Below are 20499 nucleotides of genomic sequence, written 5' to 3' on the forward strand. Positions count from 1 at the left end.
TTTTAAGTAATTTTTCTGCAAATTAAAACTATTTTGTGATCATTTTTATCAGTTGTGAAAAAACAATAAACATTTCCTCCATTTTTTATTTTCCACTTTTTTCGGATGTTCTCTACCGTGTCCGGAAAATTTCTCGTGGTGACATTTGCCTGTTGATTGAAAAGAACCGTTTTCATATCGTTTTTGTTATATGAAATGGATTTTTCGATTTCAAAAGCTCTTCCCGGGAAATCAATTAATTCTTCCGAGGTATATAAATGGGAATGTTTATGAAGTTTGTTAATCCCGAAAACAGCACTAACTTCATCAAATCCCCCCGATTTCATAATGGCTGAATTGGGCTCGTAAAGATATTTTTGCGGTAAATGGTACGATGGAAAATCAGAATGATCTCCTAAAATAAATTCAAATGTTTCGGTTTTTTCTTTTAAGATATTGGCCGTTTTGATAGTTATGTCACCGGAATATTGACTATGAATTTCGAAAAGCAACTCTTTAACTTCGTTTTCGAGCGCAATAATATGAATAGTTCTCACGCATTTTAATTCGGAAAGTGCGGCTGAAATATCCAGTAATGGGGCGGTTTTTATTAAAACAGCATCCGATTTTTCAAAGTAAAAATCTAATAATTCCGGCACATTAGGCAAACAGTCCCTGAGCATAAAAACTTTTCCTTTTGCGTCATTTCTTCGGGAAGGATCAATATAAATCCAATCCCATTTTTGGTTGGAGTCGTTTAAAACAGTTGTAGAATCTGCAGCATAAAAAGTACAGTTTTTAACTTTTAACTGCTCAAAATTATGTTCTACGAGGGCAGATAAATCTTCATTGATCTCACAATGCGTAATGTTTTTGAAGTTCTTTGAAAAGTAATAGTCATCGACCCCAAAACCTCCCGTAAGATCAATCAAAGTGGCTCCGGAAATTAACGAAGCTTTGTAAGCCGCAGTTCTCTCGGAAGAGGTTTGCTCAACAGAAATTTTGCCGGGATAAATAATATTTTCTGTTGAAAACCAAGAAGGTAATTTGTCTTTCGCTTTTGTTTTGGCTTCAATCTGGTTCAGAATTAAAATCCAGTCAACCTCCGGAAACGGATTTTTCTGAAGGGCTAATTTTGAAATCGAAGCACCACTATTTTCGGTTATGAAATCCTGAATAGGTTTGCTTAAAATAGAAATGTTCAAGGCTAAATTCTTTCGGTTAATACGGAGACAATTTTGTTGTCAGGAAAAAATTCTTTTAAGATTACTTTTATCATGGTGAAAACCGGAATAGCAATGATCATTCCGACAATTCCAAAAGTGATTCCGCTGATTAGTGTAATAAGAAATATTTCTAACGGGTGCGAATTTACACTTTTTGATGAAATTATAGGCTGACTTATGTTATTATCAATCGCCTGAACCATTAAAAAACCAATAATTACATAGATTGTTTTGGGCAGAATTTCACTTTGAAAATCGCTTCCGATCATACTAATCATCGTTAAGATTCCGGCGAGGATAGTCCCGATAATAGGCCCGATGTATGGAATGATGTTTAAGATCGCACATAAAAAAGCAATCACAAAAGCATTTTTATTTCCGAAAATCACCAGAACGATTAAATATAAAATAAAGACCACCGTCAGTTGTAGCACCAAACCAATGAAATAACGGGTTAGAAAATGATTTATTTTGATGATTGAATTCAGGATTTTTTCTTCATTATTGTCCGGAAGAATTCGTCTTGCTGTTGCTTTAAAGGCGTCCTGATCTTTTACAAAGAAAAAGGTGATAAAAAATACAGAAACCAATCCCATTCCCATATCGGCCATAAAGCCTAAAATAGAATTGATGAAGGAGGTAAAATAAGTAAAATCAAACATGGAAGTTACTCTAGAACTTTTAAGCACTTTATTTAAGTCAACGTGGGGAATATTGAAATAAGCTTCAATACTGCGTTCCGTTTCCATAAACTGCTGCTGTAAATTATTGGTGTCTAATAAAGATAAATTATTGGCCTGCGAGATAATCAGCGGAACAAATAAGAAAATAAAACCAACTATTAATAAAATAAACAGGATGAGTGTGGTTGCTGCCGCTAATGAATTACCGAATTTTAATTTATTTTTTAAAAATTGTACCAGCGGATTTGCAATAAGACACAATAAAAGCGAAATGCACAAATAGACAATTACAGTTTGTATCGTATATAAGAAATACAAAACAATCCCAATGATCAGGATGGTTGCCAAAGCTCTTAAAATTCCGTTAGATATAATTTTCGATGTGATCATGTTTGATTTTTAAAGTAAATATAGGTAAAAAGCTTTTGAAATATATTGCCGAATACAAAAAAAGCGGGATGAAGAACATCCCGCTTTTAAAACTATTTTTATTTTTTTTGGATTAGATTCCAAAAGCAGCTCTAGGCCCCCCTGTAACGAAGATCGCAGCCATTCTGTTTTTTTGTCCGGTAGAGAACATGTACATACCATTATCATCAGTATAATCCATGTAGTTCATAGTCATTTCTACAGGAGTTCCTGAACAAGTACTGTAATGTGGGTAAGCTGGTACACCATAGTTTGCAGTATTGTGTGTTGGAGTGTCAGATACTAAATCGCTTCCGCAAGTTGCATCTCCCCAAATGTGACGTAAATTCATCCAGTGACCCACTTCGTGAGTACCAGTTCTTCCTAAATTAAAAGGAGCATTTGCAGAACCGGATAAACCGAAATATTTAGGATCGATTACAACACCATCTGTTGAAGAAGCTCCTCCTGGAAATTGTGCATAACCAAGAATTCCACCACCAATAGTACAAGACCACATGTTAAGTTTTGTTGTTGGAGAAGTTGGTGCTAAACCACCCTGAGCTGTTTTTTTCATAGCATTGTTTGTTCCCCATGAAGTTTTTGTAGTAGATTTTCTGATAATCTGATCTAATACAAATGTGATTCCTACATTCGCTTTTACACCTGCGAATAGTGCTGGTACACTATTGTAGTCTGAATTTAATGCATTAAAATCTTTGTTTAGCACATCAATCTGAGACTGAATTTGTGCAGCTGAAATATTTTCTGCTGTAGTTCTGTAAAGAACGTTAACGACAACAGGAATTTCGATTTTACCATTTACTAAACGGCCAGAGAATCCTTTAATTAATTGTTCTGAAGTAAAGGCTTCAATTTGATTCATTCTGATTGCCAAAGTCGGGTCAGCTTTCAATTGCGCTTCTAGTACTTCCTGAGAAGCACAAGCGCGACGTGCCATAGCACTGGTTTCTGAATTCATACCTTCAGATTGATCATTTTGACAAGAAAACAGCAAGAGTGCTGTAATTGCAGATAAAAAAACTTTTTTCATAATAATAGGGGTTTTTTGTTACAATATTGTTGATTAGTTAAACAATATCGCAATTTTATAACAAAAAAACTTTACAGCAAAATTTTCTCAACAAATAATTTGTGAGAATTTTACAATCCCTTGTATAGTCTAGTTCTTACAAAAAAACAGGCTATTTTTTTACGAAGTAATTTCGTACAAAGTTATACTTGCAGCTTGTACAACGTTCATACTACTGTTGTTACCAAACATATTTATGTGTACAATCTGGTGTGAAATTTTTAACAGTTCGTCCGATACTCCATCAACCTCACTTCCGATTAAAAGTGCTATTTTTTTATTTTCGGGAAGTGTAAGTTCTTTGAGAGGTTTACTGTTGCTGGCAATTTCCAAAGCAATAATTTCGAAGTTGTTTTCGATTAAATAGGCAGTCAGTTCCGTTGTTTCTTCAATAATGGTATGCGGTACATGAAGGTGTGTACTTCTTGAGGTTTTGTTGATTTTTCTGGGTGTCAGCGGAATATCTTTTCCTAAAAAGATAATGTTTTCAACACCAAAAGCTTCACCAATTCTAAAAAGAGAACCTATATTTTGCTGGAAATAAATATGATCGCAAACCAGCGTTATGGGAAACGTTTTTCTTTCAAATTGATTTTCGGAGTGGGTAAGCTGCACGTGTTGAAGATTAATTGGTAAAAATATAATTGATAATGTTAGCGCCCATTTTCAGGGCTTTGTCTCTCACGGCAACAGGATCGTTATGTACTTCAGGATCTTCCCAGCCATCACCCAAATCACATTCATACGTATAAAGCAGGACCAGTTTATTTTCGATGAAAATTCCGAAAGCCTGGGCGCGGGTACCGTCATGTTCATGAATTTTCGGTAAGCCATTCGGAAAGGGATAGGGTTTCTGAAAAATAGCATGATTGGCCGGAATCTCGACTAAATTAGTATTGGGAAATATTTTTTTGATTTCTTTTCGAATGTACTGATCCATTCCGTAATTATCATCAATATGCAAAAAACCTCCTCCGGTTAAATAATTTCGAAGATTACTGATATCACTGTCGCTAAAAACGACATTTCCATGTCCTGTCATGTGTACAAAAGGGTACGAAAGTAAATCAGGACTACCGGGTTCCACAGTTGAGGGTTTTGCTTTTATTCGGGTATTGATATTCGAATTGCAGAATTGAATTAAATTAGGCAACGAAGTAGGATTAGAGTACCAGTCACCACCACCGCTGTATTTTAACAAAGCAATTTCCTGAGAAAAGGAAGAAACAGAAACAACGAATAAGAAGTAAAATATTTTTTTCATGTATTATAAATTATCTGGTAATTCGCTTTTTATATGCGGTATGTTGTGTCATTTCGACGAAGGAGAAATCTTCGCAAGTATCTCCGTTCCTAATGTTTCCAATCTTTGTCGAGTTTCTTGCGGAGATTTCTCCTTCGTCGAAATGACAAAGCTAGCCTAATTGTGACGACAAATTATCTTTAATTAATTGTTTTCATTAAAAAAAACAACACTGTGACAAGCCACAAGTGCCGCAGTTTCAGTGCGTAAGCGTGTATTTCCCAAAGCAACAGGTTTGAAATTGTTTTCTAAAGCCAGTGCAATTTCCTTTTCCGAAAAATCGCCTTCGGGACCAATTAATATCGTAACATCTTCATTAGGTTTCAAAACTTCTTTCAGCGATTTTTTATCGGTTTCCTCACAATGTGCAATCAATTGTAAGCCTTCGTTTTTTTGTTTAACGAATTCCTTAAAGGAAATCGCTGGGTTTATTTTTGGTAAAAATGTCTCATTGGACTGTTTCATTGCCGACAGAATAATTTTTTCAAAACGTTCCGGATTGATGTTTTTTCGCTCCGAACGATCACAAAAAACAGGTGTAATTTCCTGAACCCCGATTTCGGTAGCTTTTTCTAAAAACCATTCGTAACGATCATTCATTTTAGTTGGCGCAACGGCCAGATGTAAATGAAATTTCGGCTGATCGGCTTTGGTAACCGAAAGAACCTGAACCGTACATTTATTGTCGGAAGCCAGTGTTATTGCCGTTTCAAATAGAAATCCCAAACCATTGGTGACGTGTAGTATGTCCGAATCTTTTTTTCGTAAAACCTTTATAATATGTCGGCTTTCTTCTTTGTCAAAAGAAAAACTCTCCGTGGTTTCGTCTATATTCGGGTTGTAAAATAATTGCATAATTAAAATTGAATTCGTGCTTTCGAAACTACAGATGAAGTTTCAAAACGATTTGATAAATATTTTTGATAGCCCACAATTCCAATCATTGCGGCATTATCTGTTGTGTATTCGAATTTTGGGACAAAAGTTTTCCAGCCATATTTGCCTTCGCTTTCTTTCAGTCGGGTCCTGATACCTGAATTAGCAGAAACTCCGCCACCAATGGCGATTTGAGTAATTCCGGTTTCCTTGACGGCTAATTTTAACTTGTCCATCAGAATTTCGATAATTGTATATTGAATAGAAGCACAAATATCATTTAGGTTTTCTTCAATAAAATTAGGATTTTCTAATTTTTTCTTCTGGATGAAATAGAGAATAGCCGTTTTTAATCCCGAGAAGCTAAAATCCAATCCCGGAACTTTCGGTTTCGTAAATGCAAAGGCTTTTGGATTTCCTAACTGTGCATATTTGTCGATTAGTGGTCCACCCGGATACGGAAGTCCAAGAATTTTGGCGCTTTTGTCAAAAGCTTCGCCGACAGCGTCATCAGTGGTTTCTCCGATAATTTCCATATCAAAAAAGCCGTTCACTTTTACAATTTGTGTATGTCCGCCGCTAATGGTTAAGGCTAAAAAAGGAAATTCCGGTTTGTCAAAACCTTCTTCCTCTATAAAATGGGCTAAAATATGCGCGTGCATATGATTTACGGCAATTAACGGAATTTTTAACGCTAAGGACAAAGACTTGCTAAAAGAGCTTCCTACCAGAAGTGATCCCATTAAGCCGGGTCCCTGCGTAAATGCAATGGCAGTTAATTGTTCTTTTTGTACATTTGCCTTGCGAAGGGCAGCATCGATTACAGGAACAATATTCTGCTGATGAGCTCTTGAAGCTAATTCAGGAACCACACCGCCGTACTGATTGTGAATTAACTGATTGGCTACAACATTTGAGAGAACTTTATCGTTATGTAAAACTGCAGCAGCAGTATCATCGCATGAACTTTCGATGGCAAGAATAAAAACCTCTGAATTTTGCATATAAAGGCACGAATTTTGGATTATATTTGACAAATCAAATTTCTAAAATTTTCTTTGCTTGAAGTAAACGCCAAAATTAAAGAAATTTTATCAAAACAGTCGTCCTTTGTCTGTTCAAAATAAATTTAAAAGAAAACTAAAATAAAAGAGCTATCAAAAAAGTAAAGAAAATAATATCCAGAACCCTAATTGGGTTAATCTTACTTTTGTTAGCAATAGCTATCATTTTGTCTTTACCTGTGGTTCAGACAAAAATTGCAACCTATATTACCGAATCGCTCAATTCTGATTTTAAAACTAAAATCAGTGTCGATAAAGTGGCGATAAATATTTTTGGCGGGGTCAAACTAAAGAAGGTTTTGATTTTAGACCACCACAATAAGGTTTTAATCTATTCGGACATTATTTCGACAGATATTTTAAGTGTTAAAAGATTGCTTGATGGCGACCTGATTTTTGGAGATCTGCGTCTGACGGGTTTAATCTTTAATCTGAGAACGTACAAAAATGAAACCGAAAACAATATCAATAAATTTATTCGGCTGTTTGACTCCGACAAACCTTCCAAAACCAATAAACATTTTTTACTGACTGCTAAAAATGCCTATATTACCAAAGGGACTTTTTCGGTGGTTGATGAAAATAAAAAAACACCCAATTTCCTCGATTTCAAAAAGCTTAATGCGTACATAAGTGACTTTAAACTATACGGTCCTGACGTCACTACAATCATTCACCGGTTTTCTTTTTTAGACCATCGTGGTTTGTATGTGTCTAATTTTGCAGGGAAATTTAGTTATAGCAAAAAACAGATCAAAGTAGAGAACCTGGCAATAAAAACTAAAAGGTCATCTATCTATGGTGCAGCAACACTGAATTATAAAGTAGAATATTTTTTAAACTTTACGGATAAAGTTAAGTTTAATGTAGTGCTGGATTCGGCTTCTATTGCTACAAATGATATTCGTTATTTCTATGACGGATTAGGGAAAAATCAGCATTTTAAAATTAAAACAAAAATAAGCGGTACCCTGAATAATCTTAATTTAAAAAGACTCAGGCTTAGTGATACTAATGGTTCCAGAATTGCCGGAACTATTAATTTCAGAAATCTTTTGGGGAATAAAGACCAAAAATTTTCTATGAATGGAAAATTCGATAAACTGATTTCAAGCTACGATAACCTGGTTACTTTAATGCCTGTAGTGCTGGGCAAAAAACTTCCCAAAGAACTTCAGAGACTGGGGAAATTTAATATTGTTGGTAAAGCAAAACTTTCGACAACTGCTTTGGAAACCGATTTTAAGATGATAACTGATTTAGGAAATGGCCAGGTGGATCTGCATATGAATAATATGGATTTTATTGATAAGGCGTCCTATTCCGGAAATATAATACTGGATAATTTTAATGTTGGTGCTTTACTGCAGCGTAAAGATGTAGGCAGAACGACTTTGGATCTGGATATTGATGGAGTCGGTTTTACTAAAAAATACCTGAATACGATCGTAAAAGGGGATATCTCCAAACTGGATTATAATAAATACACTTATAATAATATTGTTATAAATGGTAATTTTAAATTGCCATATTATAAAGGGGAGGTTTCTGTAAATGATCCGAACCTGAGCCTGACATTTGATGGTCTGGTTGATTTAAGCAATAAGGAAAATAAATACGATTTTCATATCAATGTTGAAAATGCAGATTTACGAAAATTAAAATTCGTAAACGATTCTATTTCACATTTTACCGGAGATGCGATTGTTGAAGTGACCGGAAATTCGATTGAAAACCTTCAGGGAAATATTTATATTAAGGATGCAGCCTATCAAAATCCTAAATCAACGTATGCTTTTGATGAAGTAACGATCAATTCTAATTTTGATGCAGACAAATTACGTACCATTACCATAAATTCCTCGGATGTGGTGAATGGAAAAATCGTTGGTAAGTTTCAGTTTAAAGAATTAAATAAACTGGTGATGAATTCTATTGGAAGTCTGTACACCAATTATAAGCCTTATAAAGTTAAAAAGGGCCAATTTTTACGTTTCAACCTGCACGTCTACAATAAAGTAGTAGAAATGTTATATCCTGAAATTGAAATCGATTCATCGACGGTTTTGCTTGGGAAAATTGATTCAGATCTGAAGGAATTCAAATTCAGGTTCAACTCTAAAAAAATTACCGCTGCGAAAAATACCTTCGATAACATCAGGATTAATATCGATAATAAAAATCCGCTGTATAATGCATTTATCGAATTAGACAGTATCAAGACGCCTTATTACAAGGTTCGTGATTTTAGTTTAATTAATGTGACTTCAAAGGATACTTTGTTTGTCCGCTCCGAGTTTAAAGGTGGGAATAAGGGCGAGGATTACTACAATCTGAATTTATATCATACCATAGATAAAAACAAAAACAATATTGTAGGTATTCATAAGTCGGAGATGAAATTTAAAGACTATTTATGGTATCTGAATGAAGATGCCGAAAGAGACAATCAGATTATTTTTGATAAAGAATTTAAGAATTTCACGATTGATAATATTGTACTGTCGCACGAAGATCAGAAAATTGATTTGAACGGAGTTCTAAAAGGCAGTGATTACAAGGATATTGTGCTGAATTTTGAGGATGTCGATATTAATAAGATTACGCCATTAAACTCGAAATTCGTGTTCAATGGTAACCTTAACGGAAGCGTCAATTACAAACAAAACAAAGACGTTTATCAGCCCACGGCGTCCCTGGTTATTGATCATCTTAATTTAAATAAAACCGAGCTCGGAACTTTAAATTTTGATATCTCCAGTGATGAAAGTTTTAGAAAGTTTACCGTAAATTCTTCTATACAAAATGGTTTTACAGAATCGTTTAAAGCCGGCGGAACTTTTTCAGTAGAAAATAAAGAAACCTATCTGGACCTGAATTTAAAACTGGAAGGATTTAATCTGGCTACTTTAGGAACTGTCGGAGCCGGTGTTTTATCCAATATAAGAGGATCGGTTTCCGGTAATGCTGCAGTTGTAGGGAATCTTAAGAAACCGGAAATCAATGGAAGGTTGTATGTAGAAAAGGCAGGTATGACCGTACCGTATCTTAATACAGATTACGAATTAAGTGATCGCACCGTTATTGACTTAACAGACGAGAAGTTTTTGTTTAGAAATAACCAGCTCACCGATACGAAATACGGTACCAAAGGTTTGCTGAACGGTAGTATTGAACATCATAATTTTAGCGACTGGAAGCTGGATCTGAATATTTCATCAAAACGATTACTCGCGCTTGATACAAAAGACAGCGATGATGCGGCGTATTTTGGTACTGCTTTTATCAATGGTACAGCCAGTATTACCGGGCCCACAGCCAATTTATTTATCAAAGTAAATGCAAAATCCGAAAAAGGGACCGAGGTCAAGATCCCTATTAATAATGTACAAAGTGTTGGAGAAAACAGTTTTATACATTTTGTAACTCCAAAAGAGAAATACAATTTAGCCAACGGTATTGTCGAAAAAACAAGAAATTACGGTGGTCTTGAATTAGAATTTGATTTTGATATCACACCGGATGCCGAGGTAGAAGTGATTCTAGACCGGAATTCCGGGCACGGTATGAAAGGAAAAGGATACGGATCGCTGTTGTTTAAAATTAATACATTGGGTAAATTTAATATGTGGGGGGATTTCCAGGCCTATGAAGGAACGTACAATTTTAAATACGGAGGTTTAATCGATAAAAAATTCGCAGTTAAAAAAGGTGGATCTATTATTTGGGAAGGCAACCCGATGAAAGCCCAGCTGAATCTGGAAGCCGTTTACAGAACCTCTGCAAATCCTGCTGTATTACTGGACAATTCGTCCTTCAATAAAAAAGTGCCGGTTGAAGTTGTCATAGGGCTAAGGGGAGATTTAACAAGCCCTGAGCCTAATTTTGATATTCAGTTTCCGTCTGTAAGCAGTGTCCTGAAATCAGAGATACAATATAAGCTGGACGATAAAGATGTACGCCAGACTCAGGCATTGTATCTGTTGTCTACTGGATCATTTATGAGTCCGGATGGATTTAATCAAAGTGATTTGTCGGGTACGTTTGCCGAAACAGCAGCAAGTTTGTTGGGTGGAATTATTAAATCAGATAACGATAAATTCAATATTGATTTAAATTTTATATCGGCAGACAAGCGAATAGGACAGGAGGCAGATGGTCAGTTTGTGGCTAATATTACTTCTCAGGTAAACGAAAGAATTACGATAAATGGTAAAGTGGGTGTACCGGTCGGCGGGGTTAATGAATCGGCAATTGTAGGTGATATCGAAGTCCTTTACAGGGTTAACGAAGACGGATCCATGAACCTTCGCTTGTTTAATAAAGAAAATGACATCAATTATATCGGACAGGGAATTGGTTATACGCAGGGAGTAGGTATTTCATATGAAGTCGATTTTGATACTTTTAGTGAACTGGTCAATAAAATATTCAAAAGCCATAAATTAGAGAGGTCTCTGAAAAGTTCTTCAGATGATTTACAGGATTCTTATTTAAATCCGGAGTATATTAATTTTTCGAATAAGAAAGATGCGGATAAGAATAAAAAGAAGCCGGAGAAAAAGGAAGAAGAAAAACCACAATCGACCAATAATAACAATCAGGGAGTAATTCCTGATAATGAAGATTTTTAATTTGTTAAAAAGATACAATTCAAACCATTATGCTTCATAATGGTTTTTTTATGCTTAAATTTAAGGGTTGAATCCCTTTTTTGATAATTCAGGGAAACATAAAATTTTATAACACTTCATTAATGTATTGTTAATTTTAAGGATTTAATTAAAAAAAGAGCCTTTTATTATTTTTAATGAATTTTTTCATATCAAAAAACTTATTAACGAAAACGTTTGAATTTAACATATTTTATTAATTTATTATAATCATAACCCGAAAAGTGGTGAATGTTTGCTAATTTTACACTTTAATACTTAAATAATGCCAAAAACAATAAAAAAAGTTGGTGTTCTAACCTCAGGAGGTGACTCACCAGGAATGAATGCTGCAATACGATCAGTTGTTCGAACATGTGCTTATCATAATATAGAATGCATAGGAATTTATAGAGGGTATCAGGGAATGATCGAAGGAGATTTCAAAGAAATGGGTCCCCGAAGCGTAAATAATATTGTAAACAAAGGTGGAACGATCTTAAAATCAGCTCGTTCTATTGAGTTCAGAACTCCGGAAGGCAGAAAAAAGGCACACGAAAACCTTTTGAAAGCCGGAATAGATGCTCTGGTTGTCATTGGAGGTGACGGAAGTTTTACCGGAGGATTAATATTTAATGCAGAATTTGGTTTTCCTGTAATGGGAATTCCGGGTACAATCGATAATGATATTTTTGGAACCAGTCATACCTTAGGATATGATACGGCCCTGAATACGGTTGTAGACTGTATTGATAAAATCAGAGATACCGCAAGTTCACATAACCGATTGTTTTTTGTAGAGGTTATGGGTAGAGACGCCGGACATATTGCCCTTAATGCGGGTATTGGTGCAGGTGCCGAGGAAATCCTTATTCCTGAAGAAGATTTAGGTTTAGACCGATTACTGGATTCTCTTCAAAAAAGTAAAGCTTCAGGAAAATCATCAAGTATAGTGGTAATTGCAGAGGGAGATAAAATTGGTAAAAACGTATTCGAGTTAAAAGATTATGTTGAAGCTAATTTACCGGAGTATGATGTAAGAGTATCTGTTTTAGGACACATGCAGCGCGGTGGTTCCCCATCTTGTTTTGACCGTGTTCTGGCAAGCCGATTAGGTGTAAAAGCAGTAGAATCCCTAATAGAAGGAAAGTCAAACTACATGGTTGGTTTACAATCTGATAAAGTTACGCTGACTCCTTTAGAGCAGGCAATTAAGGGTAAATCTGAAATTGATAGGGAATTACTAAGAGTGTCTGATATAATGTCGACATAAATATAAGTTTAAAAAGAAAAGAAGTTTATTGTGAGGAAATTAGACTTTAAAATAGTGTAATAAAAACAAAAGCAAAAATCAAGTAAAATGTCAAAAGTAAAATTAGGAATAAACGGATTTGGACGTATAGGAAGAATCGTTTTCAGAGAATCTTTCAATAGAGATAATGTAGAAGTTGTTGCAATCAATGACTTATTAGATGTAGATCACTTAGCTTATTTATTAAAATATGACTCAGTTCACGGTCGTTTCAACGGAACTGTAGAAGTAAAAGAAGGAAAATTGTATGTAAACGGAAGAAATATCCGTATCACTGCAGAAAGAAATCCTGCTGACTTAAAATGGAACGAAGTTGATGTTGATGTAGTTGCTGAATGTACTGGTATTTTTACCACTATCGAAACTGCAAATGAGCACATTAAAGGTGGTGCTAAAAAAGTAATTATTTCTGCTCCGTCTGCAGATGCTCCAATGTTTGTAATGGGTGTAAACCACGAAACTGCAAAAGCTACAGATACAATTGTTTCTAACGCTTCTTGTACTACAAACTGTTTAGCTCCTTTAGCTAAAGTTATTCACGATAATTTCGAAATTGTTGAAGGTTTAATGACAACTGTTCACGCAACAACTTCAACTCAAATGACATCTGACGGTCCTTCAAGAAAAGACTGGAGAGGTGGACGTGCTGCTGCAATAAACATCATCCCATCTTCAACAGGTGCTGCAAAAGCGGTTGGAAAAGTAATTCCTGCTTTGAATGGAAAATTAACAGGAATGTCTTTCCGTGTTCCTACTGCTGACGTTTCTGTAGTAGATTTAACGGTAAAAGTGGCTAAAGAAACTACTTACGAAGAAATCCTGGCTGTTTTGAAAAATGCTTCTGAAACTACTATGAAAGGTATTTTAGGATATACTGAAGATGCAGTTGTTTCTCAGGATTTTATTTCTGACAAAAGAACTTCAATTGTTGATGCTACTGCCGGAATTGGTTTAAATTCAACTTTCTTCAAATTTGTATCCTGGTACGATAATGAGTACGGATACTCTAGTAAATTGATTGATTTATCTGTGCATATTGCAGGTTTAAAATAATATTATATATTTTTACAAAATCCCGTTATTTCAAAGTAACGGGATTTTTCCCTTTTGTTACTCCTTTAATTAATGTAAAAAATACCCTTTTTATTTAGTTAAAGAAAACCTAATCCAAAAACTAAATAAAATGAAATTAATAGTTGATAGTGGATCTACTAAAGCCGATTGGATTGCAATTGATGATAATGGAAAAGTATTATTCACCACACAAACTTTAGGATTAAATCCTGAAATTCTGGACGGTCCGGAAGTTATTACAAGAATAAGCGATCGTTTTGATATTTTACAAAATAAAAATAATGCAACACATTTGTTCTTCTACGGAGCAGGTTGCGGAACGGAAAGAATGCAGACCGAATTAACACGTATATTTCGTGAATTTTTTGTGAATGCAATTGTAGAAGTTCATGAGGATACATATGCAGCAGTTTATGCTACTACTCCAAAAGGGGAAAAAGCTATTGTAAGCATCCTTGGAACAGGGTCTAACTGCAGTTATTTTGACGGTAAAGTATTGCATCAGAAAGTACAGTCACTAGGCTATATCGCTATGGATGATTGTAGTGGAAATGTTTTCGGAAAAGAACTGATCAGAAAATATTATTTCAATAAAATGCCTAAAGAACTGGCAGTTGAATTTGAAAAAGAATATAATTTAGAGCCTGATTTCATCAAAAACAAATTATACAAAGAACCAAATCCAAATGCGTATTTAGCGACTTTTGCTAAATTCCTGATCAAACATAAAGACACGGAATTTTGTAGAAAAATCATCTTCAAAGGAATGAAATCTTTTGTTAAAAACTACATCAAACAATTTGATAACTGCAAAGAAGTTCCGGTGCATTTCGTAGGTTCTATTGCTTTTTATCTAAAAGAAGAATTGCAGGAAACATTTGATAAGTATGAACTTCAATTGGGTAATGTTTTAAGAAGGCCTATTGATGGATTAATTGCTTATCACGTGGCTAACCAATAGTATCATTTTATGGAAATAGCTATTATTGCGCATGATGGAAAAAAAGCAGATATGGTTCAGTTTTTAAATAAAAATAAAACCCTACTGCTGCAGGAAAATATCAAGCTTATCGCGACGGGAACAACCGGAAGCAAAGCAGTTAATGCAGGCTTTAAAGTTAGAAAAATGCTTTCCGGTCCGATGGGTGGCGACGCTCAGATTGCTGCAAGGGTTGCAGAAGGAAAAACCCAGATGGTTTTCTTTTTTAAAGACCCGCTGGCAAGTCATGCGCATGAAGTTGATATTAATATGTTAATTCGTGTTTGTGATGTACATAACGTACCCTTAGCGACTAATGAAGCTTCTGCCCAATTGTTATTAAATGCTATTGCATTGCAATTATAGCAATTTACCTATTTACATTATAAAAAAAAACCGTTTCAGTAATGAAACGGTTTTTTTATATAATTATTTTTAAACGCTTATTGTACAGCGATTATAGAAATTTCTACATTAACGTTTTTGGGTAAACAAGCCACCTGAACAGTTTCACGAGCCGGAGCTGTTTTTTCGTCAAAATAAGAACCGTAAACCGTATTTATGGCGCCAAAATTATTCATATCCATAATAAAAATAGTGGCTTTAACTACGTTCTCAAAAGTCATATCAGCCGCTTCTAAAATAGCAGCGATATTTTTCATTACCTGATGTGTTTCATCATTGATGTTCTCTGTAATCAGTTCTCCCGAAGCAGGATTGATAGCAATCTGGCCGGAAGCATACAGCGTATTTCCTGATAATACAGCCTGATTGTAAGGTCCTATGGGAGCCGGTGCTTTTTCAGTAAAAATTATTTTTTTCATAGTAATTGATTTTAAATGTCAGAATAGCTGTTTTTTAAGCTGTTAAGTAAAGTTTACAGCTCAGTAATAGACCTAAAATATGATTTTATCTGTTGGAAGTGCTTCGCTTGTTCCATTTAATGTCGCTAAGAACTCCTGATTTGATTCCGATGAAGAAATTCCAGTTGGAGTTTGTTCCAAGCGGACTCCAGTTAAAGGCCATTCTCCAGCTTAATAAATCTCTTTCAAAACGGAATTGGGTAAACGTAACTCCTTTTTGTACAAAGTCATAACCAGTCGAAACCCCGCCTTTCCATTTTGGCGTAATATCCATATTGGCAGAAATCATAATCGAATTTCCGGTTATTTTGCTTTCCCGGTTTACATTCGAATAGGTTAGCGAGTAGGCCATCGTCATATCCCATGGAATTTTTGAGTTAAAAAACTCTGTAATTACATTCTCTTCGTCATCGCCTTCTTCATTTGCAAACTGGCTGTTCCGGGTATCATTTAAGTCTGTATTGGTACCGAATAAATCATCTTTACGACCACCATTTCGTTCACTTTGCTTGTTTTCCTCTTTTCCGCCCTTATTCGAGAACGAATAATTCATGGTAACATTGGCACTTGTCAGTCTGAATAGACTTCCGCCATTGTCAATATTAAAGGTGTTTATTCTTGTTCCGGAATTGTCAATAGCATAAGGATCAAGAGTGGCTCCGAAATTGACATTCATTTTATTGTCAAAAAACTGTGTTCCTCCGCTTACAAGTACAGGCTGCCATGCTAAAACTTGTTTTCCGTCAGCATCAAAATTATAGCTGGTATTAAAATTCAGGTTGTTTAACAACATGATTTTTTTAGGCTCTGTCTTTGTACTGTCACTGTCTCTTACTTTAGCTTCAAAAGTATTGCTTAAAGAGAATCCTACTATGTTAGAATTGTCTTTGCTCGGAGCACCGTAAACACCATTTTCAAAACGGGTATAGGAATTCGTAATTATACCGGAAGCATCAACAGTGTAATTGTTATAATATTTTTCAAAACTTGGCGTATAGGCATATGTTATCGAAGGTCTCATGACGTGACGGATCGACTGGATTCTTTTGTCGGCACCAAAGTTAAAAGTTCCATAAATGGTAGTTCCTAAATTCGTACTGAAATTATAAGTCCTGAAAGCGTCAAAACCATTAACCGTTCTGTCTACCACCTTACTTTGGCTTGTATCGTAACTTCTGTCAATAGTTTTCGTTACCCAGGTTTCCTGATAATTTGTAGAGGCTCCGGCACTAAAATATTTAAATATCTTGAAGTTCGTACTCAACGGTATACTGTGCTGCATGCCTATCTGGGCATCTCTGAACATTTGTGGTTTAAAAAATAGGGAATCTGTTGTTGTGATGTTATTTTTACCACTCAGGTTGTATTGCAGATTGATGTTTTTAATGAAACCCTTTTTGACGCCGTCTTTTCCAACAAACGGATAAACACGATCAATACTGGCCTGTAAGGTTGGTAAGGTCATGGTGATTTGCTCCGTCTGTGTGTTTTGCGAATGGGTTGCCGTTAAGGAGATACGCGCTTGTGGAATCGTATTAAAGGTTTTATTGTACGATATGGAAGAGCTTAAGGTATTATTAAGATTTGAACCTACGTTGGCCTGATTGATCGATTGCTTGAAGTATTTACTGCTTCCCATATTTACAGAAGCAGAAAACGTTGAATTTGGATTGGATTTAGTGTCTTTAGAGTGCGACCACTGAATGTTGTAAATGTTTTGTTTTGAGTAGTCAGGATAGCCCCTTTCGCTATTGATTAAATTCTCAAAACGTACATTTATATTACCCCTGTATTTGTATCTGGTAGCGTAAGCCGATTCAAAACGCATGGCATAACTCCCGTTGGTATAATAATCTCCGAGGACAGTTAAATCATAATTATCGCTTAACGCAAAATAATACCCCATATTCTGGAGTGAAAATCCACGGGTATTCGAGTCGTTATAACTGGGTATAATAATTCCTGAAACACTTTTTTCCTGGCTCATCGGGAAATATGCAAATGGTAAGGCGATAGGAGTAGGGACATCGGCAATAACCATATTGGTTAAGCCCGTGATTACTTTTTTTCCCGGAATAAACTTTACTTTATTGGTTTGGAAATAATATTCGGGATTGTCAATATCTTTAGAAGTGGTAAAACGTGCGCCTTTTAAAAAATAAACCGAATCATTTTCTTTTTTGGTAACGGCGGCTTTGATCTTAAATTCGCCTTGTTCTGTTCTTGAATTGTAGATTAAAGCTTTTTTCGTCTTAAAATTAAATCGAATAGAGTCCGGCTGAACTTCACTTGCTCCCTGCTTAAAGTTGGGATACTGGGTTAAAACTCCCGCTGAATCTCTTATTCTTCCGGCATAAACTTCATCTTTATCGTAATCCAGTACAATAATACCGGATTTCAGCTCAACATCTTTATAATAAAGCTCTGCTTCGTTATAAAGTGTGATTGTTTTCTTTTTCTGATCTATCTTCGCATAATCCTTAGCCACATATCTCACTTTACCATCCAGAAATGTCTTTTTTGGCCTGACGGTATCGAGTTTTATAGTATCAGTGACAGTTATTTCAGGTTTTACTGGCTTATCTGTTTGTTTTACAGCTGGTAACGGAGTTTTTTTTGTTTTTATCTCTTGCGAATATAGATTACCACATCCTAATGTTAGGAAAAATGATATTAAAACGATATTAAATAAGTTTGTATGCAAAGGTTTAAATGCTATTTTTGTAAAAGTATGGCTTGTTTTTTGACACGTCAAACTTACATATAATTTTTTGTCAAAAATAATCAATTATAAAAATTATAGCAGTTGCCTTTATTAAAATTAACTTTTAGATTTATGAATATACTTAACAAAACTAGACTAATATTTAGTTTTCTTCTAATGATAACGACTTTTTGTTCTTACAGTCAATCGAATGTCTTTAAAGTGACATTGGATGCAGGACATGGAGATCACGATTTTGGAGCAGTTTACAGTGGCAGGATAGAAAAAAATATTGCGCTTGCGATTGTGTTAAAAATTGGAAAAATATTAGAAGCAAGCCCAAATGTTGATGTTATCTATACTCGTAAAACAGATGTTTTTATTGATCTTGTCGAAAGAGCCAATATTGCAAACAGAGCCAATTCCAATATTTTTGTTTCCATACATTGCAATGCCAACAAAAATACGGCAGCCGATGGAACTGAGACGTATGTCATGGGTTTAAGTAAAGTAGCATCCAATCTTGAGGCTGCAAAGAAAGAGAACTCCGTTATTACTTTAGAAAAAGACTATAAACGTAAATACGAAGGTTACGATCCTAATTCTCCCGAATCAATGATCGGAATGACACTAATGCAGGAAGAATATCTGGATAACAGTATTTCACTGGCCAGTAAAATTGAAGATAATTTTGACAGATTGGGGAAAAAACTGCGCCAGGGCGGTGTAAAACAAGCTCCTTTTATGGTACTTCATAAAGCGTACATGCCAAGGGTGTTAGTAGAAACCGGATTTGTTTCCAATCCAACAGAAGGGAATATTTTAAATTCTGAAGAAGGCCAAAATGACATTGCCAAAGCGATCGCTGAAGCTATTATTAGTTATAAAAGAGAATATTTTGGTTCGGGAGTACCGGAAATATCGGACCAGCGACCAGCCAGAGACACTTCAACGCCGGCAAAACAAAAAGTAGTTGAAGCTCCCGTTGCCGTAAAAAATGCACCAAAAGGGACTTTCTTTAAAGTACAGCTTATAGCAAGCATTAAAAAAACACCATTGGAGCCGAAAAACTTCAAAGGACTGAAGAATGTGACCATGTTATTTGAAAACAATATATATAAGTATTTCTATCAGGAAACTTCAAGTTACGATATGGCACAAAAATATTTGCAAGAAGCTAAAGGTAAAGGCTATGGAGCCGCTTTCTTAATTGCATATAAAGACGGAGAAAAAATCAGTATTCAGGATGCCATTAAATAATAGTCACAAGTTCGGATATTTATATTAATTTTGTAGAAACACTTAGAATTTTGAAACTAACAAGAGAAATTAAAACGGCTATTTTAGTCATCGGGTCAATATTACTATTTATTTGGGGCTATAGTTTTTTAAAAGGTAAAGACCTTTTTACGGATTACAAGACATTATATGTGGAATACGATAATGTTGAAGAATTATCAGCTTCAGCACCTGTTACTTTAAACGGACTTGTAATTGGAAAAGTAATTAAAATTACAATCAATGAAACAACGGGAAAATTATTGGTTGAACTTCAGCTAAAAACAGATTTTCCTATATCTAAAACCAGTCAGGCGGCTTTATATTCCCCAAGTTTAATTGGTGGAAAACAAATTAAAATTGTACCTAATCTTGCAGATAAAGAATTGGCGGAAGACGGGCAAATACTGCCTGCCACTGTTGAGTTGGGATTAACAGAGTCTTTAGGAGGCAAGATTGAACCCATTCAGCAAAAACTGGAAAAAATGCTGGTAAGCATTGACGTTCTGGTATCAGGACTGAATAATGTTCTGGACAAAAAAGGACAGGAAGATATCAAAAAGAGTTTAGCAGAATTGAGTCAGACTATGGAACAATTCCACAAAGCTTCAGGAACTCTTAATTCTATTTTAGATACCAATAAAGGTCAGATTAACGGAGTTGTCACCAACTTTAATAAAATGTCAAATAACTTTTCTAAAATATCAGATTCTTTAAACAAAGCTGACTTAGGAAAAACAGTTAGAAATTTAAATCAGACTTTAGCCAAAGTAGATGGCATAATGAATAACTTAAATTCAGGAAAAGGTACAGCCGGTAAATTATTAAATGATGATGCATTGTATAATAATCTGGCTAAAACTTCAAAAGAGTTAGAGCTATTACTACAGGATGTCCGTCTTTACCCAACACGTTATGTGAATGTTTCTCTTTTTGGAAAGAAAAACAAACCTTATGTGGCACCACCGGCTGAAGACGCAAATTCAAATAGTAAAAAATAATAAA

Annotated in this window: 16 protein-coding genes; 7 read left to right on the forward strand and 9 right to left on the reverse strand. The window is 35.1% G+C overall.

Translation table 11 applies throughout. The annotated features are described in order from the left end of the window. Positions 1–2: 2 nt before the first annotated feature. From HAV12_RS07890 to tsaD, 7 genes are all read right to left on the reverse strand, one after another. On the reverse strand, positions 3–1184 hold the full coding sequence (locus HAV12_RS07890) for a class I SAM-dependent methyltransferase (protein WP_171569169.1): 1182 nt from the start codon (positions 1182–1184) through the stop codon (positions 3–5). A 2-nt stretch (positions 1185–1186) separates the two neighbouring features. Continuing rightward, positions 1187–2278 carry an AI-2E family transporter gene (locus tag HAV12_RS07895; RefSeq protein WP_171569170.1) on the reverse strand — a complete coding sequence of 364 codons (1092 nt, stop codon included), beginning with the start codon at positions 2276–2278 and terminating at the stop codon, positions 1187–1189. A 112-nt stretch (positions 2279–2390) separates the two neighbouring features. Next, complete coding sequence (locus HAV12_RS07900) at positions 2391–3350, reverse strand: zinc metalloprotease (protein WP_171569171.1); 960 nt, start codon at positions 3348–3350, stop codon at positions 2391–2393. Between the two features lie 159 nt (positions 3351–3509). Further along, positions 3510–4004 (reverse strand): TrmH family RNA methyltransferase, encoded by a 495-nt coding sequence (locus HAV12_RS07905; RefSeq protein ID WP_171569172.1) that lies wholly within the window; start codon positions 4002–4004, stop codon positions 3510–3512. Positions 4005–4014: 10 nt separating this feature from the next. After that, entirely contained in the window at positions 4015–4653 is a 639-nt protein-coding gene (locus HAV12_RS07910) for a DUF4159 domain-containing protein (RefSeq protein WP_171569173.1), read from the reverse strand. A gap of 183 nt (positions 4654–4836) precedes the next feature. Beyond that, positions 4837–5547, reverse strand: coding sequence for a 16S rRNA (uracil(1498)-N(3))-methyltransferase (locus tag HAV12_RS07915; RefSeq protein WP_171569174.1), 711 nt, complete (start codon positions 5545–5547; stop codon positions 4837–4839). Between the two features lie 2 nt (positions 5548–5549). Then, the gene (tsaD, locus tag HAV12_RS07920; RefSeq protein WP_132035181.1) at positions 5550–6572 is read right to left on the reverse strand and encodes a tRNA (adenosine(37)-N6)-threonylcarbamoyltransferase complex transferase subunit TsaD; all 1023 of its coding nucleotides are present in this window, start codon (positions 6570–6572) and stop codon (positions 5550–5552) included. Between the two features lie 206 nt (positions 6573–6778). On the opposite strand from tsaD, the gene HAV12_RS07925 reads away from it, so the two are divergent. From HAV12_RS07925 to HAV12_RS07945, 5 genes are all read left to right on the forward strand, one after another. After that, the gene (locus tag HAV12_RS07925; RefSeq protein WP_240345247.1) at positions 6779–11266 is read left to right on the forward strand and encodes a translocation/assembly module TamB domain-containing protein; all 4488 of its coding nucleotides are present in this window, start codon (positions 6779–6781) and stop codon (positions 11264–11266) included. A 304-nt stretch (positions 11267–11570) separates the two neighbouring features. Then, entirely contained in the window at positions 11571–12557 is a 987-nt protein-coding gene (gene pfkA / locus HAV12_RS07930) for a 6-phosphofructokinase (RefSeq protein WP_132035184.1), read from the forward strand. A gap of 87 nt (positions 12558–12644) precedes the next feature. Next, positions 12645–13649, forward strand: coding sequence for a type I glyceraldehyde-3-phosphate dehydrogenase (gene gap / locus HAV12_RS07935; RefSeq protein ID WP_132035187.1), 1005 nt, complete (start codon positions 12645–12647; stop codon positions 13647–13649). A gap of 130 nt (positions 13650–13779) precedes the next feature. Beyond that, entirely contained in the window at positions 13780–14631 is an 852-nt protein-coding gene (locus HAV12_RS07940; RefSeq protein WP_132035190.1) for an N-acetylglucosamine kinase, read from the forward strand. Positions 14632–14640: 9 nt separating this feature from the next. Continuing rightward, a complete protein-coding gene (locus HAV12_RS07945; RefSeq protein ID WP_132035193.1) occupies positions 14641–15015 on the forward strand; it encodes a methylglyoxal synthase in 375 nt (124 codons plus the stop codon). Between the two features lie 77 nt (positions 15016–15092). Here HAV12_RS07945 and HAV12_RS07950 read toward each other — a convergent pair whose 3' ends face one another. Then, the gene (locus HAV12_RS07950) at positions 15093–15473 is read right to left on the reverse strand and encodes a RidA family protein (protein WP_132035196.1); all 381 of its coding nucleotides are present in this window, start codon (positions 15471–15473) and stop codon (positions 15093–15095) included. A gap of 85 nt (positions 15474–15558) precedes the next feature. Further along, a complete protein-coding gene (locus HAV12_RS07955) occupies positions 15559–18267 on the reverse strand; it encodes a putative LPS assembly protein LptD (protein WP_171569176.1) in 2709 nt (902 codons plus the stop codon). An 81-nt stretch (positions 18268–18348) separates the two neighbouring features. Here HAV12_RS07955 and HAV12_RS07960 point away from each other — a divergent pair, with 81 nt between their 5' ends. Together HAV12_RS07960 and HAV12_RS07965 are read left to right on the forward strand one after the other, a co-directional pair. Further along, positions 18349–19476, forward strand: coding sequence for an N-acetylmuramoyl-L-alanine amidase (locus HAV12_RS07960; protein ID WP_171569177.1), 1128 nt, complete (start codon positions 18349–18351; stop codon positions 19474–19476). A gap of 50 nt (positions 19477–19526) precedes the next feature. Then, a complete protein-coding gene (locus tag HAV12_RS07965; protein WP_171569178.1) occupies positions 19527–20495 on the forward strand; it encodes an MlaD family protein in 969 nt (322 codons plus the stop codon). The last annotated feature ends 4 nt before the right edge of the window (positions 20496–20499 follow it).

Source organism: Flavobacterium sp. CLA17 (assembly GCF_013112255.2).
Lineage (GTDB): Bacteria > Bacteroidota > Bacteroidia > Flavobacteriales > Flavobacteriaceae > Flavobacterium > Flavobacterium circumlabens.